Here is a 20655-nt window from a genome sequence, read left to right on the forward strand (position 1 = left end):
TTTATGCTGTTAAATGTCAGGAATTACTAATACCCCATTTTTAAAAATTTAATGCAAATTGTATGCTTTTCAAAAGAAGCTAAACAATCATATTTTATCCTGTGTTCGTTCAGGTGGTAGATTGTGATCCCTGTAATTCTAAAAAATAACGTCTGAAGTTTATGTAAAAGTATTAATTTATAGTAATTGTTAATATTTTTTCATCGGGAGTTAACCTGAAAGAATTAAATTAAATGCCTTCAATTACAATTCAGGGGCTAAATATCGTAATAACTAAATAACATTATTCAGACAATATATCATATGTCGAAGAGACAACTTTCATTTATTTTCGCCATATCACTGGTGATTTTTCTGATCGTGTTGAGCACCGGATGTACGAGTACTCCATCCGCATCAAAGACCACAACAACCCCAACCGCGACTCCAACTGATATTCCAACGGTGGTTCCAACCGTGAATGCAACCACGACAACGGTGGTTCCAACCGCGACTGCAACACCCGTCGTGCATGATTCAAAAACGCTCATTATTGCTACAACGACAAGTCTCTATGATACAGGACTTCTCAACCACATACAGGATGTTTACCAGAAAGAAACCGGCGTTAAACTGAAGATCACCTCACAGGGCACAGGTCAGGCAATCCAGCTCGCACAGCGGGGCGATGCGGATCTCCTGCTTGTACACTCCCCGTCACAGGAACAGACCTTCATCAGTAACGGGTATGGTACAAACGCACGCTGCTTTGCATACAATTATTTCATGATTGTCGGGCCAGCAAATGATCCTGCCCACATTGCAAACCTTACTCCTAAAGATGCATTTGCAAAGATCCGAGCAGCGGGCATGAACGGTACGGCAAACGTTACCTTTGTGTCACGTGGTGACAGCTCCGGTACCCACACAGCCGAGCAGGGACTCTGGAAGAAAGCCGGGTTCAATTACACGACTGACATTTCAAATTCAGGTCCCTGGTATGTTTCAATCGGCAAGGGAATGGGCGATACACTGGTCTTTGCCAGCGAGAAAAATGCATACACGCTGACTGATGAGGGGACGTTCCTTGCGTATAAGAGCAAGCTCCAGCTTACGCCCCTTGTAATACAAGGGAATGATCTTCTGAACCGGTACAGCGCAATCGCGGTAAATCCCGCAAAGAACCCGAATGTAAATGAGGTACAGGCCGATCGGTTCATTAACTGGCTTATGTCAGATGAGGGGAAGCAGGTTGTCGGTACGTATGGTGTGGATACCTACAAGAAGAGTCTTTTTACGTCACTGACACCGGATGTGAGCAAGGCAGCACAATTCAATTGTACAAGCTCGGGATTCGTATCCCCGGTATAACTCTCCCAGACTTTCCCTTTTTTTAATTCCGGCCGACCGAGGCTCGTTTGTTCCTATGGATATTTTTTAAAAATAAGTTATTTAGCAGTTCGAGTAAGGTGAGCCGGTCCGCAGAACATTAAATAGAGGATCAAGGACTGTAGATATTCGCCATCTTTAGGTTAGATCCGTTTCGCATGATGATTTGGGAGTATATTTATTCAACTCTCGGTATTATTGATAAAATCCCGATAATGAAAACTCCAATTTAGGGTTAGGGTCGGTATCGTTGTTGATTATTTTTTTGGCGGAAGAAAAATCAGAGAAATACTGAGTCCCATTAGGGATAACTAATTAAACGGGCCATGCAGAATGTGTCACAGAACAGGTGATTTGTATCATGCAGCTGCTGACTCCCGATGAAGGTTTGCTTGCCGTCCGGCTCGCCCGGGGGGCCATTGAGTATACGATCACAAAAAAGCCAAAGCCGGCGATCCCGCTGACACCGGTCTTTTCTGAGAAACGCGGGGTCTTTGTGACCCTAACGAAAAGCGGCGAGCTCCGGGGCTGCATCGGGTTTCCCTACCCGGTCCTGCCGCTTGGCGAGGCCATTGAGAGTGCCGCGGTTGCTGCCGCGCTCGAAGACCCCCGGTTCCCGGGTGTAAAAAAGGACGAAGTTGCCTCTCTTGATTTTGAAGTGACCGTGCTCACGATCCCGGTCCCGCTTGACTGCGACCCGGCCGACCGGCCGACACATATCGAGGTCGGACGCCACGGCCTGATTGCCCGGGGCTATGGCACGAGCGGCCTCTTGCTCCCCCAGGTGGCAACCGAGTACCACTGGGATGCAAAAACATTCCTCGACCAGACCTGCCAGAAGGCAGGACTCCCGACCCACTGCTGGCAGCAGCCTATCATCGAGATCCTCACCTTCGAGGGCCAGATCTTTACCGGCTCGTTTAAGGGATCGGTTTAACAGAGCGGCGTGCGTATCCTAAGGCTACAAGGAGTACCCCCACTGCATGGCGATTTCATTCGAGAGCCTGGACAGCGATATTGCAGGCAGAACCGGTAAACTGGTCGCCGGGAAAAAAGTGATCCGGACACCGGCGCTGCTCCCGGTCATCAACCCCCACCTGATGCTTGTCACCCCAAAGGAACTGCGGGAGATGGGTGTCGAGGCGCTTATTACAAACGCCTACATTTTTTCGCAGAGCAAACAGTACAGCGAGAGAGTCAAAGAGGAAGGCCTCCACAAACTGCTCGATTTTGACGGCGTTATCATGACCGATTCCGGGTCATTCCAGCTCTCGGTCTACGGTCAGGTCTCGATCACAAACGAGCAGACCCTCACCTACCAGCGCGACATCGGGAGCGACATCTGGGTGCCGCTCGATATCCCCACCTCCCCGGACGCGGATCGCGAGACCGCGGAACGGGAACTCGCGATCACGATGGAACGCCTCCGGGAGGCAAAGGAACTCTTCGGGAACGATGCCCCGATTGCCGGGCCGGTGCAGGGCAGTCTCTACCCCGACCTCCGCGAACGGGCGGGAAAGGAAGTCGGCGACCTCGGTTTCGCATTCTGCCCGATCGGTGCGGTCGTGCCGCTCATGGAATCCTACCGGTACCGGGATCTCGTGGACGTGGTCCTTGCCGCAAAACGCACGCTCCCGCGCTCGGCCTGCATCCACCTCTTCGGCGCCGGCCATCCCGTGATGTTTGCGCTCGCCGCCGCAATGGGCTGCGACCTTTTTGATTCCGCCGCCTACGCGCTCTATGCAAAAGAGGGGCGGTACCTCACCACGCACGGGAGTTTCAAGATCGACGAACTCGCCGATCTCCCCTGCTCGTGTGCAGTCTGCCGGAGCCATACGGCAGAACAGCTCCGCACCGCAAAAGACCGGACCCGGCTTCTGGCCCTCCACAACCTTGCCGTCACCCTCGCAGAGATTGCACGGATCCGGCAGGCGATCACGGACGGCACGCTCTGGGAACTCGTGGACGAGCGGTGCCGGAACCACCCGCAGCTCCTGTCAGGGTACCGGAGGCTGCTCCAGCACAACGCAGAACTCGAACAGTTCGACCGGGCCCACAAGCGCCGGTTCTTCTACCGGGGCGACGAGAGCTGCGCCCGGACCGAGGTCCTGCGGTACCAGCGGATGATTGCCCGGCAGCGCCTCGGGGAAAATGTTCTTGTCGCGTGCGACAACGGCATCCGCGAGGGATACGACACCGTACTGTACTTCAAGCCGCCGTTCGGACCCTATCCCCCGGACTTAAAGGAGACCTTCCCCATCGGCCAGAGCGAGATCCCCGAGTGGGATGCGGCGATGGTCAGGCAGGGATGCAAAGGGATCCGTATGCTTGCAGACAGCCACAAGGGATGCCGGATCCGGGTCTGTGGCCTCCATGCCGAATGGAAAAACATCTTTACCGAAGAAATCGGCGATACTGCGGAGCTGATCGAATGATCCGGATCGATATCAGGAAACGCGACGGCCTTGCCCGGTCCGGTATCCTCACCTGCGAGGGCGGGCCCGTCCCGCAGGTTCCATTTCCCGCGGTGCTTGAAACAGAAACAGTCTTTCCAACGCTCGCGTCACGCAGCGGCACGAATGTCCCGCTCTCTGCACCTGCGGAATTGGTAAAGACCTATATTCCCCGGGGCCCGGACCAGCCGGTCACGATCCACCCGGCACTTGAGAACCCGGCCGAGAGCGGCGATGTCGTGATGGTCGCAAACTGGCACACGGCCCTCTCAAATCCCCGCAGGTATGCCGAATGGCTTAAAAATATCCGGGAGAAGACGCCGACCGATACGCTCTGGTACGCGCCGGGCACCGCCCTCCCGTCAAATGTCCATATCCTCTGTTATTCGGGATTCGGCCTCTTTGATTACATCGCAGCCGATCTCAAATCAGCGCAGGGACGATTCTGCACGCCGGAAGGAGAGTTCCCGGCCGATGCACAGAAAGCTGGCATCTGCGCGTGCGAAGGCTGCCGGAACGGCGACCTGAAACTGCACAACCGGCTCGCCCTTGAAGGCGAGGTCGCGCTCGTCCGGTATTTCATCGGGCAGTCCAAGCTCCGGGAGCTTGTCGAGGCCCGGTGCCGGATGAATGCAAACCATGTCGCCATCATGCGCCACCTTGACGTGGATTATGCCGGGACAGAACCGTATGCCCCGGTCGCACGGAGCGGCGTGATGCGGGCAAACTCCGGGGAATCGATGCAGAGAGTCGAGGTCAGGCGGTTTGCCGAACGGCTTCTCTACCGCTATAAACCCCCGAAGGCAACGGTCGCCGTCCTCCTCCCCTGCTCGGCAAAGAAACCCTACTCGCTCTCGCAGAGCCACCGCCGGTTCCAGATGGCGATTAACGGCCGGGCCCATGAGCTCATCATCACCTCGCCGCTCGGTCTTGTCCCCCGGGAACTCGAATGCGTGTATCCCGCGATGCACTACGATGTCCCGGTCACTGGGTACTGGGACGCGGAGGAGTGCGCGTACATCTCGGACATTGTCGCCCGCTACCTTACCCTGCACAAGTATGAGCGGGTGATCGCCCACCTCGAAGGCGGGGCGCTTAAGGTCGCGGAGATGGCGGCAAAAACCTGCGGGATCACGCTTGAATACTCCTGCCGCGAGCACCCGACCGGCGATGAAGCCCTCACTCAACTTAGCCGGGCGCTTGACAGCGAACGCCGGGTAAAGGATGACCGGCTCCACGGGATGCTCTCGTACCAGTTCGGCTGCGATGTCGACACAAAAAGCATGCTGTCCCGGGGCCATTTCCCGGAGCTGTTCTATGCCAAAGCGAACATCCAGCGCTTTTCCATTGACACCGGGAACGGCCTGCTGCGCCCGACCTTTGAAGGCTGGGAACTGATCCCGCAGGGCTACCGCGTGACAATCAGCGACTTTTTGCCCGAGGGCGACGTGCTCGTGCCGGGCGTGGTCGATGCCGATCCCGAAATCAGGGACGGCGACGAAGTGCTCGTGGTCGGGCCAAAGGCGATGGCGACCGGCCGGGCCGCGATGTCGGCGGCTGAAATGAAAAATTCCAAGCGTGGCGTTGCCGTCCGGGTGCGTAAAATAAAGAAGCTTGCGATCTAACGCATACGATACAAGTGCAGATCATCCATGGAGTGAAAACGTTGTTCCGTCATCTAAAAGCCGAACAGGGCGGGTGGAAGTTTTGAGCGCTCCCGCCAGTGCACAGGATACAAAAGGGATAAATCCGGTCATTGTTGCTGTTCCAAAGGAGCAGACCCCGGGAGAACAGCGGGTGGCGACAGTGCCGGAGGTCGTCCAGAAGCTCACGAAAGCGGGCCACGTGGTCCGGATCGAGCATGACGCAGGGACCGGCGCGTACTACCCCGACAATCTCTTTACCGCCGCCGGCGCTACAATCGTTGCCGGCCGGGCCGAACTCTTCTCCGACGCAAAGGTCGTGCTGTGCGTCCAGCCCCCGACCGTTGCCGATGTTGAGATGCTTTCCGAAGGCACCATGGTCATCGGGTTCATGAACCCGGCCCGCAACCTCGATGCGATCGCACGGATGCGCGACCGGAAGATCACTGCCTTTGCCCTTGAGTTTGTCCCGCGGATCACCCGCGCCCAGAGCATGGACGCGCTCAGCTCGCAGGCAACCGCCGGCGGGTACGTGGCAGCCGTCCTTGGTGCGGACAACTGCCCGAAGTTCCTTCCGATGCTGACAACCGCCGCCGGCACAATCCGTCCGGCAACGGTGCTCATCCTCGGGGCCGGTGTTGCCGGCCTCATGGCGATCGCCACGGCAAAGAGGCTCGGCGCCATTGTCGAAGCCTACGATGTCCGGCGCGCCGCCGGCGAGCAGGTCAGAAGCCTCGGCGCAAAGTTCCTCGAACTTGAGATCAACGCCGAAGGCCAGGGCGGATATGCCCGCGAGCTCACCCCAGAAGAGAAGGCACAGGAACAACAGATGGTGTCTGCCGCAGTCGCACGGGCAGACATCGTCATCACGACAGCCGCAATCCCGGGCCGCAAGGCCCCGGTCCTTGTGACAAAAGAGACCGTCGCGACGATGCGACCGGGTGCTGTTATCATCGATATGGCTGCCGAATCTGGCGGCAACTGCGAGCTGACTCAGGTGGGTAAGACAATCCATGAGCACGGCGTTATGATCATCGGCCCGCAGAATCTCCCGGCCCGGGTGCCATTCCACTCAAGCCAGATGTACGCAAAGAACCTCCAGTCGTTCCTTGCCCTCCTTATCACGAAGGAAGGGACGCTTGTCACGGAATTCACCGACGAGATCCTGACCGCGAGCCTCTTGGTCCACGCAGGGAAGGTCGTCCATAAACCGACAAGCGATCTCCTGAACGGAGGAAAGCCATGATTGATTCCACTACGCTCTGGACCGCGGTCTACATCGTGATGCTCGCTGCCTTTACCGGCTATGTCGTCATCAGCCGGGTCCCGGTCATTCTCCACACGCCGCTCATGAGCGGCTCGAACTTCATCCACGGGATCGTGCTTGTCGGCGCTATGGTCGCGCTCGGCCTTGCGACCACACCCCTGGAACAGATCATCGGGTTTATCGCAGTCGTCCTCGGCGCGGCAAACGTCACCGGTGGCTACGTGGTCACGGAACGGATCCTCCAGATGTTTGACCGCAGCGGGAAAAAGCCCAAGAAGGAGGCTTAAGGGATGATCGACCTTTCCTGGGTGATCGACCCGATCTATATCGCGACGATCTTTTTCTTCATCGTCGGCCTCCAGCGGATGAGCCACCCGCTCACGGCACGGAGCGGGATTGTCTGGGCCGGCGCCGCGATGGTCATCGCAACGCTCGTCACGTTCCTGACCCCGAACCTCACCAACTTCGCCCTGATGGCAATAGCGATCGTCATCGGCGGAGGCTTCGGGTACTTTGCGGCCAAGCGCGTCGCGATGACCGATATGCCGCAGATGATAGCACTCTACAACGGCATGGGCGGCGGCGCAGCGGCCGGGATTTCGGCAGTCGCGCTCCTCAGCACCACGAACCCCGCCACCAGTGCACTTGCAGTTGTCGGCGGCCTTATCGGGGGCGTCTCGTTTGCGGGGAGCATCATCGCATTCCTGAAACTCCAGGGCTGGATGCGGCCCCGGCCGATCACCTTCCCGGGCCAGAAGATCCTCAACATGGCGGTCCTTGCCCTCGCGATCATCGCCGGTGTGCTTGTCGTCCTCCAGCCGGCATGGGTACCGCTCAGCGTCTCCCTGTACCTCCCGCTGTTCTTCATCCTCGCGCTCGGCTTCGGGCTCCTCATGACGCTGCCCATCGGCGGGGCCGACATGCCCGTTGTCATCTCGATGTACAACGCATTCACCGGTCTTGCCGTTGCGCTTGACGGATTCTCGTTTGCGACCCCCAACTACGCGATGGTCATTGCCGGTATCATTGTCGGCGCCGCAGGTTCGCTTCTGACACTCAACATGGCGCGGGCGATGAACCGGTCGATAACAAACGTCTTCTTCGGTGCGTTTGGCGCGACCGAGGAGAAAGACGTGCAGATCCAGGGCAGCATGAAATCGATCGAGGCCGATGATGCCGCGATCCTGCTTGCCTACGCAGACAAGGTAATTATTGCTCCCGGCTACGGCATGGCAGTCGCCCAGGCCCAGCAGAAGGTCAAGGAGCTCGCCGACCTGCTCGAATCAAAAGACATCCCGGTGAAGTTCGCGATCCACCCGGTCGCCGGCCGGATGCCCGGGCACATGAACGTGCTCCTCGCCGAGGCAGGAGTCTCCTACGACCACCTCTTCGACCGGGACGAGATCAACCCGGAGTTCCCGAGCACCGATGTCGTCCTTGTTATCGGGGCAAACGACACCGTCAACCCGGCATCGCACCGGCAGGGAAGCCCGCTCTTCGGCATGCCCATCCTCGACGTCGACCAGGCAAAGAATGTCGTCGTCCTCAAGCGTGGCCAGGGGAAGGGTTTTGCGGGAATCGAAAACGACCTGTTCTACCGGGACAACACCCGGATGCTCTACGGCGATGCACAGGAAACCGTCGGGAAACTCGTGCAGGCGTTAAAGAAGTTGTAAGGTTTCATCCTTACAGAAACCAGAAATTTTCTTTTTTAGTCGGGATGAAGAATCCTTTAGGTATTTTAGGAAAATTGATTCTATTTCTCTCAGATTGTCGCTAGTAATCTAGTAGCCCAGGCATCCTGTCAGGAAGGGCAATACGGCTGTCGTGACCGGGCACAACCCGAACGTGATCAAGTCCGCAGACTACCTCATCGATATCGGGCTCGGGGGCGGGGATACCGGTGGCGAGATCGTGGCGACCGGGACGCCAGAGAAGGTGGCGGCGGTGAAGGGGAGTTATACGGGGCAGTTCTACAAGCCGATGCTTGAGGGGAAGGAGTAGAGGCAAAAGGTGTCAGAAGATCGAAGTTTATTAATAATACAATACATATTCTATAGACAGTGAGTAAGTCCTTCCCGAAAAGGATGATGCCACCCTGAGGTGGATGGGACGAAGTAGGGAAGGGTTCACTATCGTTTCTGCATCCCTTTGAAAAAATCAAGGGCTATTGAGATTTTACCGTCAATTATGCGCCGGTACGTATCGTCATCCTCACGGTACTGGTAGTGCAATGCCCCGGCGACAAAATCGACCGCCTGGATGCAGGGTTCACACGCAGAGTCAGTATGATCGATCCTGATTGCGGGTATTTTCGGGGCCGTAATGGGATTTTTTTCCATTGTTTTGAATACGAGGTACTGGTTAAATGCCTCCCGCTGAATACCGTTTAAGGATTTATCTACCGTGATCTCAATTTCCCCGGAAGGGTGGTACTTACCGATGATCTTTGAGATCAATAAACCCGTCAGATAATTATAGACGATCTGGTGCTGGCTGCGCAGGTGTCCGTGAACCTGCTTTTTCCGAAGCACACAATAACAGATCTCGACATCTGCCGCTGCAATGCAGGAAAGGATGCGCCGCTTGATCTCTGCACTTGAATTATTGAACTTGAATTCCGGAAGTTCACGGTATTTTTTCTTGAGTTTTGTCCTTCGCAGCCGTGCAAAGCAGCGACGGATCGGGAGCGGGTCATGGACAATGAGGGCCGCAAGGACAAAGTAAGGAGATGAGCGACCGGTAAACCCCATATCCCCGGATTCGTCGATGTAGATGTGCACAGGGAAAATTCCCCCTAACTGCTTATTATAGGTAGCATTGGATGGAGAAGGGCAACACGGTTGTGGTGATCGAGCACAACCTGGACGTGATCAAGTCCGCGGACTACTTCATCGATATCGGGCCCGGGGGCGGGGATGCCGGGGGGAGGATCGTGGCGACCGGGACGCCGGAGAAGGTGGCTGCGGTGAAGGAGAGTTATACGGGGCAGTTTTTGAAGGAGACGCTGAAAAAGGGTTAGATCATTCTGTATCCCTCTCTTTCAGAATTGAGCGGGTTACTTTTAGGGAATAAAAACGAGGGTTCCCCGCATCAGGGCCCCTCACGGGGCACGGCGGGGTAGGGGAGTGAGGGCCTTGACCAAGAAGAGAACTGTTTATTCTGGAGTATAATGGACCTTTCGACTGTCAGTATGGATATTTTTTAGTACCACATATTCCGGGGATATAACAGTCTATTAATATGGCATACTGCATATTCTTTAATAAATACTGACATGGCGCATGAACTAAAAAAATTAATAAAATTTATCTCTCTTATAGTATTTGTTGTTACAACAATACTCATTAGTTGGATATATTATCCATTTTTATCGGCCATATCAACTTTAGCTATGGCATATTGCTATATGGTTTTTACACTTGTTTTTATTAGCGTCATAGGAATTGTTATAATATCCCAGTTTGTATCCAGAATCGGCGTATATCATAGAGAATATTCTGATAAGTGTGTTTTTCCAAAATGGCTTTATGATTATTTACAAACTGATGAAAAATTGACACCGTTTCAAATTAATTTTCCGGAGATGTTTCTTAACTACATAATTTTATCAATACCGTTATATGTTATTTTTATTTTTATTTTAGACCCAACAAATTTTTTTGCAAATTCAAGTATTTCGAATAATGTTAAAAATGAATTTATAGCCACAATGGCAATTATCCCTGCCTATCTATTTTCAATAAGAATACTGAGTAATCCTTTAAACAAGAATTATTGGAGTGCGATTAAGGTTTTCTATGAGCAAAATTCCGATAAAAGAAATCTAAAAAGAGATATTCTATCTTTTTATTTTGCTTTAACAGCAACGTCTTTTTTCATTATGGTTTTTGATTTTTTTTATAAATCACTTGGTCTTGTTAATGATGTAACGACATATTGGTCAAATCTTAAGCAATTATTTTATCAAACATTAATCCCACAATTCGATGGATCATCTTTTATTCTGTATATTTGTGCTTACTTAATCATGCTATTTATGGCATCAGTCATTCTTGAATTAATATTGCAATACTGTGATCCTATCGAAAATGTTTAAAGATTTTTCAAATTGTCACTTTCTTTTACCTATAAGTTCACGGCAATTGAAAGATCCTGCAAACAGCCAAAGAATAGATGCCCTTGATCCGCCGCGGGGGGGCGCCCCGTCGGGGGCGGCGGAACCCCTCGCTCGTGGGGGTATGGGGGCGACAGCCCCCATCCTCTGGATCCGTTTCCAAAGCCCGGCAACTCGTACGGCCACCCGCACTTTTATTAGAAAATTTCGGGTCGCGAGCGGACGATCCCGGAAAAAGATCGATCCGCGAGCTGAGAATTTGCAAAAAAGTTTAACAAGGTTATCCAACTTTCTCAAAAAAGTCCGGCAAGGTTCCCGGACTTTTCTAAAATTGTTCGGCAAAGTCATTGGACTTTTTAAAAATAGTTCACCAAAGTTACCAGACTTTTCAAAAAATATCCGGCAACGTTATCGGTCTTTTTGGAAAAAATGTGGGCCTAAAACACACATTTCCACACCTGATCCTATAAGGGACTTTCCCGGACTTTCCAAAAAATACCCGGCAAGGTTACCGAACTTTTCTAAAATTGTCCGGCAAACTCATCGAACTTTTTAAAAATAGTTCACCAAAGTTACCGGACTTTTCAAAAATTGCCCGGCAAAGTCACCGGACTTTTTAAAAATAGTTCACCAGAGTTACCGGTCTTTAAAAAAAGATCGCATCGCGACCCGGCAATTCCGGAAAAAAAGCCCGGGGGTAACCCCGACCTCCCAAAAAATCGGTAACCCCCCTCCCCCCTACCTCCCGCACCGCAGAAAAATAGATCGGACCGATCAATTTCAAAATCGGTCGGGGCGACCTCTCTTTTTCCAGTTTGCCGACATGCGTTTCCACTGGAGTTTCAGACGAAAAGGGGTGGTCGCCCCGACCGCACTCACGAACCGGTCGGTCCGACCGATCGTACACATTGGTCGGGGCGACCTGTAATCCACGCGGATCTGAGGTGACCCCCTCCCCCCCGACCAACTTTTGTAAAGCCGGGGCCCCCACCCCCACCGCTTTCAGTAAGTGGGGGGACTACCCCCGGGCTGTGGGGTAAAGTGACATTATGTCGGTTTTCAATGGCATTTTCACCCCGCCTGTTTAATGAGTTTATACTTATACACACGAATGAATGCGCATGAACGACCTATCCCGGATTAAGGCGAGAGATATGAATAAATAAATTACAAGACCGGCGAAGCACCCGATACTGGCTTCTATGGGCAGAATAATGACAGGGCCGTGTCCGCCGCTGGGATGCGTAAATGGAACACCCACGTCGGGTGGTCCTGATAATCAGTTTAATCTTGTAGGATGACCTATAATCTTACCCGATGTTTTGCCCGGAATGTAAAACTATGCTAATCTCGTCTGGTGGCCAGCTCAAATGCCGCAAGTGCGGGTATATCAGAAAGATCGAAGCTAGTGAACATATGACGCGCGAGAAAAAGCGCACGGAAAATGAAATTACCATCGTGGACGACGAGGATGAACAATTAAAAACACAGCCCACGATCCAGATCAAGTGCCCCAAGTGCGAGAACAACCTCGCTTTCTGGTGGCTCCGACAGCTCCGGGCGGCTGATGAGAGCGAGGTTCGATTTTTCCGGTGTACCGTGTGCGGTCACACATGGCGGCAATACGATTAAGTCATACTCTCTCTATAAAATCCGTTTTTTAAAAAATAAGCCTGATACTCAGTTGCACCCGCTATCGCGTTATTGATAAACAGGTAATCTCACCAAAATCAGTTGCATGATAGATAATACGTCTCACTCATTAAAAATCGAAAACATAGTCGTTCAGGATCTCAAGCATGTTCTCCGGTGAGACAATAATTCAGGGATACCTGTCCCGGTGGGTAACCGATCCCAGCCGAAATGCCTAACATCTATTTTGCCCTATATCACCACAGATATTGTTCTCATGAGATGACCGGATGATCTTTCAGTATTCGCCTTTTTTTATCCCTCTCTTGCTTTCAGCAGTGCTGACCGGTGTACTGGCGTATTTCGGGTGGCGGAACCGTACCACCCAGGTATCAGTGTTGTTTACCCTGCTGATGTCTGCGACTACGCTCTGGACAATCGGGTATGCGCTCGAACTGATCTGCACCGATCTCCCTACAAACCTGCTCCTCAATACCATCGAGTACGTGGGGATCGTTACTGTGCCGGTAGCCTGGCTGCTGGTGATCCTGTGCTATACCGGCCGGGCTCATTATATTACCCTGCGGAATGTGATTCTCCTCTCGGTTATCCCCGCTATTGTTGTCCTGCTGGTCGCCACAAACCAGTATCATTTCCTGTATTATTCAGCAGTTATTCCGAGAATTGTCTCCGGTTCGGTGGTCTGGGTCTTCTTACGGGGGCCGTTGTTCTGGCTGCACGTCACCTATTCCTACCTGCTGCTGCTCATCAGCCTGATCCTTCTTGCCTCCCGGTTCTCCGGTGCCCCGACAATTTACCGTCGGCAGATTGCCCTTCTCGGAATGGCCGCTACCATCCCTGTGCTTGTGAACCTTCTCTATGTCGCGTCCATCGATCCCGTGCCAGGACTTGATCTCACACCCTTCACCTTTACCTGTGTCGGCGTGATTATCGCGCTGGGGCTCTTCCGGTACCAACTCTTTTTCATTCTGCCGGTTGCGTATCCCCAGATATTCTCTGCGGTAAGCGACGGGATCGTTGTCACCGATACCAAAGGCCGGATCCTGGATCTCAACCCTGCGGCGCGGGAAATCACCTGTGACCCGGGAACAGAGATTATTGGCACGCCCCTTACCGTATGTTTCCCGCAGTTACCCCCGATTATTGCTGAAGAAACCGGTTGTCTGACAGAGACCCACCGGGAGATCCCGATCCGGCAGAACGGTGCTCCCCGCTATTACGATGTCGTCTGCCGGCAACTCCGCGTACCGGGGCAGTCCCCGACCGGCCATCTTTTCATCCTCCGTGACATTACCGACCTGCGGACTGCACTCAATGAACTGGAGACAGCGCACAAGAAACTTAACCTGCTCTCCAGCATCACCCGGCATGACATGATGAACAAACTCACAGGACTTCTGTTTTATATCGATCTGATGAAGGCCCAGGATGACCCGGAAAAGATCTCCGCATACCTCCCCCGGCTCGAAGAGATCGCAAGAATGATCCAGAACGAGATCGCGTTCACCCATGATTACCAGGACATGGGGATGAAATCCCCGGTCTGGCAGGATCTTTCGGCGTGTATCTCCGTTGCGAAGAGCCAGGTCGATCTTGGAGGAATCACCGTGGACAACGATTGCGCAGGTATTGAGATATATGCGGATCCGTTGTTTGTCAAGGTGATCATCAACCTGCTGGACAATGCTGTCCGTCACGGTGGCAGCAGACTCGCAGCCATCCGGTTCTCGTGCCAGCAGAACGGTGATTCGCTCGTTGTCACCTGCGCAGATGACGGGGCCGGTATCGAAGAAACTGACAAGTCCCGCCTCTTCACGAGGGGTTTTGGGAAAAATACCGGGCTCGGCCTTTTCCTGGCCCGCGAGATCCTCCAGATCACCGGCCTTACGATTCGCGAAAACGGGGTCCCGGGTGCCGGGGCCCGGTTTGAGATCACGGTGCCCCTGGCCTCTTTCTGGTTAACCGGCAGGACGTGACGCTTAAGCGCCCCGGTTGATTTACCGGGTGAGCAGCGGTGTCGTGCGCTCCTTTTCCATAAGTTCCAGCGCAAAGGAAATATCTTCGACAAGTTCCTGCAGGAGATGGATCTCCTGGTCGTTGAAAAAATCGGGTTCGGCCGAGTAGAACCGCATGGCACCGATACAGGAGGTTCCGTTCCGGATCGGGATGCCAGCGGAGGAACGGTACCCGCGTTTGGCTGCCTCGTTCCGATATTTTTCCATGCGGCGATCTGACGGGATGTCGTTGCAGATCGTCGGGCGACCTTCCCGGATGGCTGAACCGGTCAGTCCCATACCCTGCGGCACGTTATCAACCGTTATGGAGAGCTGGCTTAAGTATCCCTCTTCGTAACCGCAGGCTGCAACCGGGTGGACCTGTCGTGTAGCCGGATCCACCATACCGATCCATGCCATCAGGAATTTTCCCTCCTCGACTGCGATACGGCAGGCTTCGTCAAGGAGTTCCTGCCGGTTTTTGATATGGATTACAGCCTTGTTTGTCCGGGAGAGGACTGAGTACAGCCGGTTGAGATGCAGGAGCGCATCGTTTGCACGTTTGCGCTCCACGGCCCGCCGGATGGTGTGGCTCAGTTCGGCGAACTGCGCTTTTGGATCGCCTCCCTTCTGGATATAGTGATCCGCCCCTTCGTTGAGGGCTTCGATCACGACATCCTCCCGTCCTTTCCCGGTAAAGATTATGAAAGGCAGTGCAGGGTATTCGGACCGGATTATCCTGAGGAATGCAAGCCCATCCATGACCGGCATCTGGTAATCTGAGATTATCACGTCATAGGTTGTGGATTTGATCTTTGTGAGGGCCTCGGGTGCCGATGAGGTCGTGTCAACCCGGATGTCTCCGGCCCGCTCAAGAAAGATCTTTCCGAGGTCAAGTAATGCAGGTTCGTCGTCAACGTACAGGGCAGAAATCATGGCATGTATTTTCCCGAATCTTCGATGGGATACTATCAGCGATTATCCTTAAATCAGTTGCTTTTTTTAAAAAAGGGATGTTTGAGTGCACGGTGAGCACATCATAGACTCGCTGTACGAGTATACCGGGGCCTTTTAGTCCCGGGAATCGATGTGGATATCTCAAAAGAACCTCGTATCATTATGGTGTGGAGGTATTATTTAGGTCAACCGAAACCATTTTTATTTAGGGCATCCTAATTATTGATCAGATGGCACAGGAACAGGTAGAGGAATATCTCGAAGCGATTTACGATATTGCAGGGACCGACGGCGCCGCAAAGACCACGGCGATTGCAAAATGCCTCAAGGTTGCGCCCGCGAGCGTGACCGAAGCCCTCCAGAGCCTTGCGGAAAAGAACCTCGTTAATTACGAACCTTACAAAGGTGCGAGTCTGACCGATGATGGTAAAAAAATTGCCGAGACCATCAAACGCCGTCACCGGCTCCTTGAAGTTTTCCTTGCCGATGTGCTCCACATCAACCGGACAAAGGTACACGATGAAGCGTGCCGGATGGAACACACGATATCCGAAGATACCGAGAACGCCCTCTGCCGTATGCTCAACGCACCGTCCCGCTGTCCCCATGGCAGCCCGATCTCTCCCTGTAGCAAGGGGATCGGGAGCTGCAGCGAGTGCGATGCGGCAACCGGTTCCGCCGTTCCTTTCCTCAGTGACCTTCGTACCTCCGATATTATTCCTATTACCGATCTTGGTGCACAGGAAAAAGGGACGATCGCATTTATCCGCGGGGATTGCAAGGTCGTCCAGCGGCTTTCTGATCTGGGCTTAACGCTTGGGACCACCGTCTCTGTCACCCGCAAGGCACCCATGAACGGCCCGGTCGAGGTCTTTGTGCGTCGGACAAAACTTGCAATCGATCATAAAATTGCGGAAAATATTTTTGTGAATGCCGTTAAGGGAGGGACACCTTGAGCGGGTGTGGAGGTTGCAAAGGGTGCGACCCCAAAAAGGAGAGCACCATAAAAAATGCGGATTACACCATTGCCCTTGCCGGCAATGCAAATGTCGGAAAAAGCGTCACCTTCAACCAGCTGACCGGTGTCGACCAGATTATCGGGAACTGGCCGGGCAAAACGGTCGAGCGTGCCGAGGGGCTTCTCCAGTACAAGGGAAAACGGATCCGCGTGATCGACCTGCCGGGGATCTACTCGTTTTCCACCTACTCGATGGAGGAACTGGTCTCACGGGAGTACATCGCGCTCGAACACCCGGATGCGGTTGTCAACGTGATCGATGCATCCGCACTGGAACGCAACCTCTTCTTTACTATCCAGCTCATGGAGCTCGCCCCGCCGCTCCTTGTCTCGGTCAACCAGATCGATCTTGCCGAGAAAAAAGGGCTCACCGTCGATACCGGGAAACTTTCCACATTGCTCGGTGTCCCGGTCGTCCCGACAGTGGCTATCCGGGGAAAGGGCATCTCCAATCTCACCGAAGCGATCCTCGATCTCGTGCACGATCACCCGGTTCCGCCGGTTCTCACCTACGGCAGGGAGATCGAAGAGCGCATCGGGAAAATTGTTTCCCTGATGGGTGCGGTAACAACCCCGTATCCCGTCCGCTGGATCGCAATAAAACTGCTGGAGCGGGATCCCGAGGTCTCCCGCATTGTCGGTTCGCAGGATCTGTCTGTTGTCGCCGCTGCCGGGAAACTCTCCGAAGAGATCGAAACGCTGCACGGGGAACCGGTCTGTGTCGTAATGAGCGCGGAGAGGTACCAGATCGCGGATCGGATTGCAGCAGAAGTAATTACGGTCCGGTCCCCGGAGGACGGCTCGATCAAAAAGAGCCTGACCGACCGGGTCGATCAGATTGCGCTCCACCCTTTTTTCGGGTACCTTATGGTCATTGCCGTGATCGGCGGCCTTTTGCTCTGGACTTTTTTAATCGGGGCGCAGATCTCAAATTATCTCGCCGGTTTCTTTTCCCAGTTCGGGCAGTACGAACCGGTGATCAACGGTTCGCTTTCAAGCGTGCTCTTAAACGGTGCGTGGACCGGTTTTGTCGCCGGGGTGACCCTGATCATCCCGTATGTCCTGCCGTTCTACCTGATCCTCGCCGTGATCGAGGATTCCGGGTACCTGACCCGGATCTCGGTGATGCTTGACCGGGGCATGCACAAACTGGGGCTGCACGGGAAAGCGATTATCCCGATCATCCTCGGGTACGGGTGCAATGTGCCGGCCTGCTACTCGTGCCGGATCATGGAGTCCCCCAAACAGAAACTGCTGTCCGCGTTTCTGGTCACCCTTGTTCCCTGCACGGCCCGGACCGTTGTGATCCTCGGCCTTGTCGCCGCGTTTGTCAATATCTGGTGGGCGCTTGCTCTCTATGCGTTTGATATCCTCCTGATAATCGTTGCCGGGCGGCTGGCATTCCGGGTGATGCCCGGCGAATCGGTGGGGCTCATCATGGAGATGCCGGATTACCATGTGCCGTCGTATTCTGTCGTGCTCAAGCAGACCTGGGCACGCACCAAGTCGCTCATCTGGCTCGTTTTCCCGGCTTACATTATAGGAAGTGCTCTCATCCAGGCAGTATACTGGGCGGGGTGGCTGACCCCCATCAACAATGCTCTTGCACCAATAACGGTCCTGTGGCTGGGACTTCCGGCCATTGTCGGCATCACGCTCATCTTTGGGATCGTGAGAAAAGAGATGACGATCCTGACCCTTGCGGTGCTTCTCGGGACGACCAACTTTGCTACAGTCCTCACACCGGTCCAGCTTATTGTTCTCGCTCTCGTCACCATGATCTATATTCCCTGCATCTCCGTCATCCTTGCACTTGCGTCGGAATTCGGCTGGAAAAAATCGCTGGCGATCACGCTCGTGGAAGTTGTCGCCGCGACGGTGATCGGGGGAATTGCATTCCGGGTGCTCAGCCTGTTTATGGGCTGATGCGCACCCGGGCAACGCTTTTTATTCCGCAGTTCTCTAAGAAGAGACTGCAAGTAAGATTTCCGGGTGCGGGAAAGATTGGTCGACCTTTTTTGGGAACACCCCGGGAATTTGTACAAACCAGAACTAAACGTCAGGCAGTCAGATCCACGTGATAACCGGAAACTTCATGGACTTATAGAAGTGACCGGCACGTACGGGGCGTTTCCTGTCTTTGGATCGACAAGAATTGCAATTGTTCCACTCGGGGCGCGCTTGGTGACCTGCGTGACCATTGTACCGTTATTATAGACTTCAACGGTCATGCGGTCCCCGGAATAATCCAGTTTCCGGAATGAGGCCTGCACAAGGGCATCGCCGTTCTTGATCGCATAGATCTGTTCCCCTGTTCCACGTACCTCTTTGAGGTCTCCCGGGTTCCCGTATTCTCCATAATAGGTCCCGTTGTACATCACCTTTACCCATACGCCCTCGGCAGGGATCACGACCGGTGCGGCGGTTGTGATTGGCAGGGGGGTCAGGGTCGGTGTTGCGACCGGATAATCTGACCCTTTGGTATTTCCCGCCGGATTCATGAGGAGGATGGCCATTCCGCCAATGATTACCAGAAGCACAAGGACAATTGCAATGGTCACCCGGACCGGGATTTTTTCAGATTGTAACACGGGAGGCTGCCGGGCAGGAGCCTGTACTACCGGAGGGGTTTTTACCGGGGGCGTCTCCGGTGCAACAGAGAGATCTGTATCGGAGATTACCGGAAAAACTACCGTGTCGGGGAGTCCGGTCTGTATCCCGGAGTCGGGCCGGGGAATGTCGGCATCGTCGGTATGATCCGGTGCAGCCCCCGCAGGTAAACCGGGAGTCTCTTCGGGCAGAGCCGGTTCGCCAGTTCCTTTATCCGCCGATAGTTCGTCAGGCTCACCTGCCGGTAGTCCTGCGCTTTCGTTCTGAACTGAAGTAGTTGGGATCTCCGGTTCGGGGGGGTTCTCCGGGTGCAAAGGTGTTTTGGGTAGTATCGGAACGAGTGTTGCCATATCTTCAACCGGTCCCATAGCATCGGTCAATCCCGGCTCTTCTTTAACCGGACCATCGTCCGGCCGGGCCGGAACTGATGATTCCGGTTCTCCACCACTTACCCCCGGCACCAGTTCATCAGAGGGTGGTGTCGGGATGACCCCCGTATCCGGGTTTTTGGGAGTTTTTACCCCCTCATCATCCTGAACAGATGCCGGGGAGCTTACCCCTACGGGAGGGACCTCGCCGTGCACATCAGTATTCTCCCCGAAAGTATCTGCTTTTATGAGATCAACCGGCTCTATGGGTATCGGGGTGGAGACTGTGCCCACCTCTTCAATGGAAGGAGCCGGTATCTCCGGTCCGGTTTCCTGTTCCTCTACAGAATACTCATTATCAGGAGGTATTTGATCATTACGGGCTGCAGGTTCATCAATCTCATTGTCCGGGGTCTCCCTTGAGGACACCTGTAACGCGGAAAGCAGATCCTCTGATGGCCGACGGCTCTTCTGGGCTACCTGCGAGTGGGGCCGTGGCACCTCGGGGGCTTCAAAACGGCGAACCGTTGGATGCATACCCGGGGATTTTACTAAGGCCTGTTGTTTTCCGACAGGGGCTGGTTCCTGACGGATGGATACAATATGCTCGATCAGTTTTTGTACCCAGAGGTCACATTCCGCGCTCCTGTCTTCATACGGCTGCTGGGAAAAGATCAGATCAAGGATTTTTGAGTCTTCAAGGCCGTTCGGGTCGATAACTGTAAGGGTGATGAACGGCTCACGTGCCGGGGTTGTTCCCCCTTTTACAGACAGGATGGAGGCAAACAAAACGACCTGCGGCTGGTCGCTGGTATGACCGCTGTCAACGAGCGCAAGACGCTGGCTGGTAAGAATAACATCATACTCAATATCGTCGATCAGTACCCGATCCGTTGTCAGGATTATGGATTCGCCGCTTTTCAGGTACGGGCCAGCCATCGTGAGCACTCTCCGGATCCATTTTCGTTGTCTGTAGTGATATGCTTTTTAGATGGTCATCATTTTTGACCGGTCATCATTTGGCAGGACCTGTTGGCTCTGAAGGTTTGCGAAGATATGAGTACTCCGGTGAGGGAGCACCTGCAGGAGCGATTACATCTGTTGCATGTGACCCGGATCTTTGGCCGGTGAGATCACGAAAGGGATTTACTTCTGATCCAGAAGCAGGTCATATCCATGAGGCAATTCCCTTTAAAAAAATACAATG

At 53.8% G+C, this 20655-nt stretch carries 16 protein-coding genes and 1 pseudogene; 14 read left to right on the forward strand and 3 right to left on the reverse strand.

Translation table 11 applies throughout. The annotated features are described in order from the left end of the window. Positions 1 to 345: 345 nt before the first annotated feature. The 8 genes from WCX19_RS01885 to WCX19_RS01920 all read left to right on the forward strand — a co-directional run bounded on the left by WCX19_RS01885 (position 346) and on the right by WCX19_RS01920 (position 8735). Entirely contained in the window at positions 346 to 1350 is a 1005-nt protein-coding gene (locus WCX19_RS01885) for a substrate-binding domain-containing protein (RefSeq protein ID WP_373004127.1), read from the forward strand. A 379-nt stretch (positions 1351 to 1729) separates the two neighbouring features. Next, a complete protein-coding gene (locus tag WCX19_RS01890) occupies positions 1730 to 2305 on the forward strand; it encodes a TIGR00296 family protein (RefSeq protein ID WP_373004130.1) in 576 nt (191 codons plus the stop codon). A 46-nt stretch (positions 2306 to 2351) separates the two neighbouring features. Next, complete coding sequence (gene tgtA, locus WCX19_RS01895; protein ID WP_373004133.1) at positions 2352 to 3803, forward strand: tRNA guanosine(15) transglycosylase TgtA; 1452 nt, start codon at positions 2352 to 2354, stop codon at positions 3801 to 3803. Beyond that, complete coding sequence (gene arcS / locus WCX19_RS01900; RefSeq protein WP_373004137.1) at positions 3800 to 5446, forward strand: archaeosine synthase subunit alpha; 1647 nt, start codon at positions 3800 to 3802, stop codon at positions 5444 to 5446. Before tgtA ends, arcS begins: the two co-directional genes overlap by 4 nt. Before the next feature lie 73 nt (positions 5447 to 5519). Further along, on the forward strand, positions 5520 to 6710 hold the full coding sequence (locus WCX19_RS01905; RefSeq protein WP_373004140.1) for a Re/Si-specific NAD(P)(+) transhydrogenase subunit alpha: 1191 nt from the start codon (positions 5520 to 5522) through the stop codon (positions 6708 to 6710). Continuing rightward, positions 6707 to 7018, forward strand: coding sequence for an NAD(P) transhydrogenase subunit alpha (locus WCX19_RS01910; RefSeq protein WP_373004143.1), 312 nt, complete (start codon positions 6707 to 6709; stop codon positions 7016 to 7018). Before WCX19_RS01905 ends, WCX19_RS01910 begins: the two co-directional genes overlap by 4 nt. A gap of 3 nt (positions 7019 to 7021) precedes the next feature. Continuing rightward, the gene (locus WCX19_RS01915; RefSeq protein ID WP_373004146.1) at positions 7022 to 8407 is read left to right on the forward strand and encodes an NAD(P)(+) transhydrogenase (Re/Si-specific) subunit beta; all 1386 of its coding nucleotides are present in this window, start codon (positions 7022 to 7024) and stop codon (positions 8405 to 8407) included. 151 nt (positions 8408 to 8558) lie between these two features. Continuing rightward, positions 8559 to 8735 carry a hypothetical protein gene (locus WCX19_RS01920; protein ID WP_373004149.1) on the forward strand — a complete coding sequence of 59 codons (177 nt, stop codon included), beginning with the start codon at positions 8559 to 8561 and terminating at the stop codon, positions 8733 to 8735. 128 nt (positions 8736 to 8863) lie between these two features. On the opposite strand, the gene WCX19_RS01925 is transcribed toward WCX19_RS01920, so the two are convergent. After that, positions 8864 to 9514, reverse strand: a complete 651-nt coding sequence (locus WCX19_RS01925; protein WP_373004151.1) for a DUF3800 domain-containing protein — start codon at positions 9512 to 9514, stop codon at positions 8864 to 8866. Between the two features lie 47 nt (positions 9515 to 9561). Between WCX19_RS01925 and WCX19_RS01930 the strand changes: the two are divergent. From WCX19_RS01930 to WCX19_RS01945, 4 genes and pseudogenes are all read left to right on the forward strand, one after another. After that, positions 9562 to 9753: pseudogene (locus WCX19_RS01930) on the forward strand (hypothetical protein); the annotation flags it as partial. A gap of 255 nt (positions 9754 to 10008) precedes the next feature. After that, on the forward strand, positions 10009 to 10830 hold the full coding sequence (locus WCX19_RS01935) for a hypothetical protein (protein ID WP_373004154.1): 822 nt from the start codon (positions 10009 to 10011) through the stop codon (positions 10828 to 10830). A gap of 1335 nt (positions 10831 to 12165) precedes the next feature. After that, positions 12166 to 12480 carry a transcription factor S gene (locus tag WCX19_RS01940; RefSeq protein WP_373004157.1) on the forward strand — a complete coding sequence of 105 codons (315 nt, stop codon included), beginning with the start codon at positions 12166 to 12168 and terminating at the stop codon, positions 12478 to 12480. A 326-nt stretch (positions 12481 to 12806) separates the two neighbouring features. After that, on the forward strand, positions 12807 to 14477 hold the full coding sequence (locus tag WCX19_RS01945; protein WP_373004160.1) for a histidine kinase N-terminal 7TM domain-containing protein: 1671 nt from the start codon (positions 12807 to 12809) through the stop codon (positions 14475 to 14477). Between the two features lie 21 nt (positions 14478 to 14498). Here the strand turns inward: WCX19_RS01945 and WCX19_RS01950 are convergent, their stop codons facing one another. Beyond that, positions 14499 to 15431 carry a GAF domain-containing protein gene (locus WCX19_RS01950; RefSeq protein WP_373004164.1) on the reverse strand — a complete coding sequence of 311 codons (933 nt, stop codon included), beginning with the start codon at positions 15429 to 15431 and terminating at the stop codon, positions 14499 to 14501. A gap of 251 nt (positions 15432 to 15682) precedes the next feature. Between WCX19_RS01950 and WCX19_RS01955 the strand changes: the two genes are divergently transcribed. Further along, a complete protein-coding gene (locus WCX19_RS01955; RefSeq protein ID WP_373004167.1) occupies positions 15683 to 16408 on the forward strand; it encodes a DtxR family transcriptional regulator in 726 nt (241 codons plus the stop codon). Further along, complete coding sequence (gene feoB / locus WCX19_RS01960) at positions 16405 to 18396, forward strand: ferrous iron transport protein B (protein ID WP_373004170.1); 1992 nt, start codon at positions 16405 to 16407, stop codon at positions 18394 to 18396. The genes WCX19_RS01955 and feoB overlap by 4 nt, the downstream gene beginning before the upstream one ends. 167 nt (positions 18397 to 18563) lie before the next feature. Here feoB and WCX19_RS01965 read toward each other — a convergent pair whose 3' ends face one another. Further along, positions 18564 to 20387 carry a hypothetical protein gene (locus WCX19_RS01965; RefSeq protein ID WP_373004173.1) on the reverse strand — a complete coding sequence of 608 codons (1824 nt, stop codon included), beginning with the start codon at positions 20385 to 20387 and terminating at the stop codon, positions 18564 to 18566. Positions 20388 to 20655 lie beyond the last annotated feature (268 nt).

The organism is Methanoregula sp., assembly GCF_041663825.1.
GTDB lineage: Archaea > Halobacteriota > Methanomicrobia > Methanomicrobiales > Methanospirillaceae > Methanoregula.

Excerpts from the sequence above, each read along its gene's own strand:
- WCX19_RS01955 (WP_373004167.1), top strand. The coding sequence starts at position 15,683 with ATGGCACAGGAACAGGTAGAGGAATATCTCGAAGCGATTTACGATATT.
- WCX19_RS01890 (WP_373004130.1), top strand. The coding sequence starts at position 1,730 with ATGCAGCTGCTGACTCCCGATGAAGGTTTGCTTGCCGTCCGGCTCGCC.
- WCX19_RS01950 (WP_373004164.1), bottom strand. The coding sequence starts at position 15,431 with ATGATTTCTGCCCTGTACGTTGACGACGAACCTGCATTACTTGACCTC.
- WCX19_RS01965 (WP_373004173.1), bottom strand. The coding sequence starts at position 20,387 with ATGGCTGGCCCGTACCTGAAAAGCGGCGAATCCATAATCCTGACAACG.
- arcS (WP_373004137.1), top strand. The coding sequence starts at position 3,800 with ATGATCCGGATCGATATCAGGAAACGCGACGGCCTTGCCCGGTCCGGT.
- WCX19_RS01915 (WP_373004146.1), top strand. The coding sequence starts at position 7,022 with ATGATCGACCTTTCCTGGGTGATCGACCCGATCTATATCGCGACGATC.
- tgtA (WP_373004133.1), top strand. The coding sequence starts at position 2,352 with ATGGCGATTTCATTCGAGAGCCTGGACAGCGATATTGCAGGCAGAACC.
- WCX19_RS01940 (WP_373004157.1), top strand. The coding sequence starts at position 12,166 with ATGTTTTGCCCGGAATGTAAAACTATGCTAATCTCGTCTGGTGGCCAG.
- WCX19_RS01910 (WP_373004143.1), top strand. The coding sequence starts at position 6,707 with ATGATTGATTCCACTACGCTCTGGACCGCGGTCTACATCGTGATGCTC.
- WCX19_RS01935 (WP_373004154.1), top strand. The coding sequence starts at position 10,009 with ATGGCGCATGAACTAAAAAAATTAATAAAATTTATCTCTCTTATAGTA.